Raw genomic sequence first — 5,037 nt, 5'->3', positions numbered from 1 at the left:
TCCCGTCCCAGGAGGACCGATGCCGTCCCGCTCCGCCCGCACCACCGGGATCGTCCTCGCCGCCCTCGGACTCGTCGCCGTCGTCCTCGCGATCGTGCTGCTCGTCCGGCCCGCCGGCGGGCAAGCTCCCGGCGCAGCCACGGCGTCCGCGCGCCCGTCCTCGGCGCCGTCCGGGACCGTTCCGGCGACGTCCGCCGCTCCCGGCTCCGCGGAGGCGGCCGACGGCGCCGCCGCCCCCGCATCGACGGCCTCCGCCGCACCGTCAGACACCGAGCCGGGCACCGGATCCGATGCTCCTCCCGCGATCGTCTCCTTCGCCTCCACCCCCGCCTCCGTCGACTGCGAGGGCGACCGCACCGCCTCCGTCCCGCTCGCCCTGTCGTGGGAGACGAGCGGAGGTGCCACCGCCCGCCTGGCCGTCGGTACCACCGACGCGAGCGCGGGCGAGCCCGTCGACCTCGCGGCGTCCGGCTACACCGCCGTCACCGCCGACTGCCGCGACTCCGAGACCCTGATCACCCTCGCCGTCCTCGCTCCCGACGGCACCACCGCCCAGCGCACCCTCGTCGTCCCCGCCTCCTGAACCGCTCCGCCCGCGCGGAGGCGGTCACGGAGGCGTCGAGCGGCCCCGGCACGGCAGAATGGGACACGATGACCTCCACACCCCCTCCGCTCGGCCTGCTCCTCGACGTCGACGGGCCCATCGCGAGCCCCGTCACGCGCACGATCTCGATCCCCGAGATCGCCGACGACCTCGTCACCCTGGCCAACGCCGGCATCCCGATCGTGTTCAACACGGGCCGCTCCGACGCGTTCCTGCGCGAGCGGGTCCTGCCCGCGCTCCTCGAGCGCGGCGTCTCGGCCGAGGCCCGCATCGTCTGCGTCTGCGAGAAGGGCGCCGTCTGGTTCACCGTCGACTACCGCGGCACCTCGGAGCCGATCGTCGACGAGTCGCTCGCGATCCCCGAGCCGGTGGCCCGCGACCTCGAGCGGATGATCCGCTCCGACTACGACGACCTGGTCTTCTTCGACGAGACCAAGCGCGCCATGGTCTCGGCCGAGCAGCTGGTCGACCTGCCGAGCGAGGACTACCTCGAGCGCCAGCTCGTGTTCGACGCCGACGCCCTGCAGATCATGACCGCCGCGGGCCTCGGAGTCGAGCGCCGCGGCATCCGGTACCCGAACGAGGAGGGGACGGTCGACTTCCGCATCGACCCGACCGTCATCTCGACCGACATCGAGTCGAACCGGCTCGGCAAGGACCTCGGCGCCCAGCGCGCCGTGGAGCTGCTCGGAGCGACCGGCGCGATCCCGCAGCGCTGGCGCACGGTCGGCGACTCCCGGAGCGACTACGCGATGGCCGACTGGCTGTTCGAGCACGCCTACGACGTCGCCCACGTCGACGTGCGGCCCGCAGAGGGCGTGCCCGAGAAGCCCTACCCGGTCCTCGTCGTCGACGGAGCCGTGAACGACGCGGCCGGCGCCGCCGTGCTCCGCCGCTGGACGGAGCTCGTCGCCGACGAGACGACGCCCGAGGTCGGCGGCGTGATCTCGCTCCATGCCCGGAGCTGATCCGCAACCCTCGTCCCTCGTCGCTCAGGCCCGTTAGCGTTCGAGCATGAGAATCGCAGTCACCGGTGGATCCGGCAAGCTCGGCCGCCACGTCGTCACCCGCCTCCGCGCTTCCGGGCACGAGGTCTTCAACCTGGACCGCGCGGGGGACCGCGGCGCGGGCTTCGTCCGCATCGACATCGCCGACTACGGCCAGGTCGTGGACGCGCTGCAGTCGGTGAACGACCAGTACGAGGGCATCGACGCGCTCGTGCACCTCGCCGCGATACCCGCGCCGGGCCTCGTGCCCGACGTCGCCACGTTCCACAACAACATGATCGCGACGTTCAACGCCTTCCACGGAGCGATCCGTGCCGGCATCCGCAACGTCGTCTACGCCTCCAGCGAGACCGTGCTGGGCCTGCCCTTCGACGTCCCGCCGCCCTACATCCCGGTCGACGAGCAGTACCCGGCGCGCCCGGAGTCGGTCTACTCGCTCACCAAGCACCTCGAGGAGCAGATGGCGATCGAGCTGTGCCGCTGGCACCCGGACCTGAAGATCACGGGCCTGCGCTTCTCGAACGTCATGGACGAGGCCGACTACGCCGAGTTCCCGTCGTTCGACTCCGACGCGCTGCTGCGCAAGTGGAACCTCTGGGGCTACATCGACGGACGCGACGGAGCGCAGGCGGTCGAGAAGGCGCTGCTCGCCGAGACGACCGGGTTCGACCGCTTCATCATCGCCGCGGCCGACACCGTGATGACGCGCCCCAACGCCGAGCTGGTGGCCGAGGTGTTCCCCGGCGTCGAGCTGCGCGGCGACCTCGGGACAACCGGCACCCTGCTCTCGATCGACCACGCCCGCGAGGTCCTCGGCTACGCCCCCGAGCACTCCTGGCGCGACTCGCAGCAGGGCTGACCCGCGGGCCCGGCGCATCGGGATCCGCGCTGTTCGTCGGTGGGGTGGATCCCGATACGCGGGCTGCGCCCGCTCCTCGATCAGCAGGGGTGCGGTCGGCCCGTGACCGTGCCGGTCGAGGAGCGGCAGCGCGGCGTCTCGAGACCCGCCCTGTTCGTGCGCGGCTCGGCTCGCCGCCCCACGCACGAGCGCGCCCGGTCCGCAGGATGACTGCAGGCCGGGCGCGCTCCGTGGAGCCGAGGATCAGCTCGGGATGTAGTTGAAGGTGTCGGGGTCGGGGCCGGTGCGGTGGCCGCGGTCGAGCGCCGTGATGTCGGTCATCGCCTCGTCGTCGAGCTCGAAGTCGAAGAGGGCGAAGTTCTCCTCCACGCGCTTGCGGGTGACCGACTTCGGGAAGACGATGTCGCCGCGCTGGATGTGCCAGCGGAGCACGACCTGCGCCGGGCTGCGGTCGACGTTGCGCGCGATGCGGGTGATGGTGTCGTCGTCGAGGACGAGGCCCTGCGCGATCGGCGACCAGGCCTCGGTCGCGATGCCGTGCTCGGTGCCGTAGGCGCGGAGCTCCTGCTGCACGAGGTAGGGGTGCACCTCGATCTGGTTCACGGCCGGGACGATGGTCGCCTCGGCGCGGAGCCGGTTGAGGTGGTTGGTCTGGAAGTTGGAGACGCCGATCGCCTTCGCCTTGCCGCTGCGGTAGATCTCCTCCATCGCCTTCCAGGTCTCCAGGTAGTCGCCCACGTTCGGGAGCGGCCAGTGGATGAGGAAGAGGTCGACGTAGTCGAACTTCAGCTCGCCGAGGGTGACGTCGATCGCGGCGAGAGCGTCCTCGCGGGCGTGGAAGCCGTTGTTGAGCTTGCTGGTCACGAAGACCTCGGAGCGGTCGAGGCCGGAGGCGCGGACGGCCTCGCCGACGCCCGCCTCGTTGCCGTACATCTCGGCGGTGTCGATGTGGCGGTAGCCGACCTCGAGGGCCGCCAGGGTCGCGTCCTTGGTCTCGGCCGGGTCGATCTGGAACACGCCGAAGCCCAGCTGCGGGATCTCCACGCCGTTGTTCAGGGTGATCGTGGGGACCGTTGCGGTGTCGTCGCTCATGAGCGAGTACGTCCTTTCGTCGGGGCGAGGGCGCAGTGGAGCCGCGCCGTCGTGCCTCCAGTCCATCGCCTGCGGCTCTCAGCATCAACCCCTTGCGCGCTCGGTGGACATCCAGCTTCCCCGCGGAGGAGGAGTCGGATCCCCTGAGTAGAGGTGCGCCCGCTCCGGGAACGCCGAAGGCCCCCGGCACGGATGCCGGGGGCCTTCGGGGAGCGCGACTTACGCGCGGGACTTGCGGCCGACGATCGCGCCGTAGATGAGGAGGACGACGATCGCACCGACGACGGAGACGATGATGCTCACGATGTTGATGCCGTTGACGGCGTCCTGGATGCCGAACAGCGTGCTGAGGAAGCCGCCGAGCAGCGCGCCCACGATGCCGAGGACGATCGTGATGATCCATCCGCCGCCCTGCTTGCCCGGGAGGATGAGCTTGGCGAGCGCCCCGGCGATGAGGCCGAGGATGATCCAGCTGATGATGCCCATGATGTTTCTCCTTCAGTTCGTGCTCGATCGGCCGTTCCGATGCGAGCGGAGACGCCGGCGGGCCGGTGTCCGGTGAGTCGTGGAAGCGGGGGTCAGCGGAGGCGGCGCTGCACCTTGTCGCGGGCCTTGCTCGCGATGGCGGTGAGCTGCTTGGCCTCGCGCTTGGAGGTCTTCTTGAGCTTCTTGCGGGTCTTCTTCGTGGCCGGGTCGTTCCACACGCCGAGTGCGAGGTGGCGCAGCTCTTCGTAGCGGCCACGGCCGGCGCGGGAGCCGAACACGTAGGCGGTGAAGGCGACCAGTGCCAGCAGGACGAGGCGGGGATTCATGCGGTGACCCTTCCATCGGAGAGCACCGGGTCGTGCTCGACACCCATTTGACTCTCCTGCGCAATCCGTGACAAACCACGGCCCGACCATTGACAGGGACCCCTCGCATCGTGTTCCGCGTGCGCGTGTACCCGATTCAGCCGCAGGCCGGAGACGTCTCGGACGGGAAGCGAGCGTGGAGGTAGTGGCCGTAGCCGCCCTCGACCCGGTTGTCGCGGCGGCCGGAGGTGATCACCTCGCCGCGGTCCGTCGCTCCGACCCGGGCGCCGCTCGCGCGCAGCCGCTCGACGAGCAGGACGTCCTCGTGCAGCGGCTCCCGGCCGAAGCCGCCCGCCGCGAGGTATGCGCTCGCGCGGACGCCGAGGTTCGCGCCGTGGATGCTGCCGATCGACTCCTCCCGCGCGCGGACGTCTCGCCAGCGCGAGTAGGCACCGGGGGAGAGGTCGGCCGGGTCGGGCCGGACCGTGCCGAGCAGCGCGTCGTGCCGTCGGGAGTGCTCGACGTGGGCGGCCAGCCAGTCGCGGGGGACCACGGTGTCGGCGTCGGTGTTGGCGATCCACACCTGCTCGAGCGGAGCAGCGACGGAGGAGAGGGCGTGCGCGATCCCGGCGGAGCGGGCGGCGCCGACTCCGCAGCGGGCGAGCTCCAGCACCTCGGCGCCGG

General features: G+C 71.3%; 6 protein-coding genes and 1 pseudogene. 3 read left to right on the top strand and 4 right to left on the bottom strand.

Annotated features, from left to right (window positions below):
* The 3 genes and pseudogenes from C5C46_RS16440 to C5C46_RS16430 form a co-directional block, all read left to right on the top strand.
* A pseudogene (locus tag C5C46_RS16440) lies at positions 1 to 583 on the top strand (hypothetical protein); the annotation flags it as partial.
* 68 nt (positions 584 to 651) lie between these two features.
* Positions 652 to 1,572 carry a hypothetical protein gene (locus C5C46_RS16435; protein ID WP_104227478.1) on the top strand — a complete coding sequence of 307 codons (921 nt, stop codon included), beginning with the start codon at positions 652 to 654 and terminating at the stop codon, positions 1,570 to 1,572.
* A 46-nt stretch (positions 1,573 to 1,618) separates the two neighbouring features.
* A complete protein-coding gene (locus C5C46_RS16430; RefSeq protein WP_104227477.1) occupies positions 1,619 to 2,470 on the top strand; it encodes an NAD(P)-dependent oxidoreductase in 852 nt (283 codons plus the stop codon).
* 243 nt (positions 2,471 to 2,713) lie between these two features.
* Here C5C46_RS16430 and C5C46_RS16425 read toward each other — a convergent pair whose 3' ends face one another.
* The 4 genes from C5C46_RS16425 to C5C46_RS16410 form a co-directional block, all read right to left on the bottom strand.
* On the bottom strand, positions 2,714 to 3,562 hold the full coding sequence (locus C5C46_RS16425; RefSeq protein WP_104224329.1) for an aldo/keto reductase: 849 nt from the start codon (positions 3,560 to 3,562) through the stop codon (positions 2,714 to 2,716).
* A gap of 219 nt (positions 3,563 to 3,781) precedes the next feature.
* Positions 3,782 to 4,048 (bottom strand): GlsB/YeaQ/YmgE family stress response membrane protein, encoded by a 267-nt coding sequence (locus tag C5C46_RS16420; protein ID WP_104224330.1) that lies wholly within the window; start codon positions 4,046 to 4,048, stop codon positions 3,782 to 3,784.
* Between the two features lie 92 nt (positions 4,049 to 4,140).
* Positions 4,141 to 4,374: a hypothetical protein gene (locus C5C46_RS16415; protein WP_104227476.1), complete on the bottom strand. Its 234-nt coding sequence runs from the start codon at positions 4,372 to 4,374 to the stop codon at positions 4,141 to 4,143.
* A 136-nt stretch (positions 4,375 to 4,510) separates the two neighbouring features.
* Positions 4,511 to 5,037 (bottom strand): glycosyltransferase family 2 protein (locus C5C46_RS16410; protein ID WP_146079022.1); only part of this gene is annotated, 527 nt, incomplete at its 5' end.

Source organism: Rathayibacter sp. AY1E6 (assembly GCF_002931115.1).
Lineage (GTDB): Bacteria > Actinomycetota > Actinomycetes > Actinomycetales > Microbacteriaceae > Rathayibacter.
This window is presented reverse-complemented; position numbering and strand designations above follow the sequence as displayed.

Excerpts from the sequence above, each read along its gene's own strand:
- C5C46_RS16435 (WP_104227478.1), top strand. The coding sequence starts at position 652 with ATGACCTCCACACCCCCTCCGCTCGGCCTGCTCCTCGACGTCGACGGG.
- C5C46_RS16430 (WP_104227477.1), top strand. The coding sequence starts at position 1,619 with ATGAGAATCGCAGTCACCGGTGGATCCGGCAAGCTCGGCCGCCACGTC.
- C5C46_RS16425 (WP_104224329.1), bottom strand. The coding sequence starts at position 3,562 with ATGAGCGACGACACCGCAACGGTCCCCACGATCACCCTGAACAACGGC.
- C5C46_RS16420 (WP_104224330.1), bottom strand. The coding sequence starts at position 4,048 with ATGGGCATCATCAGCTGGATCATCCTCGGCCTCATCGCCGGGGCGCTC.
- C5C46_RS16415 (WP_104227476.1), bottom strand. The coding sequence starts at position 4,374 with ATGAATCCCCGCCTCGTCCTGCTGGCACTGGTCGCCTTCACCGCCTAC.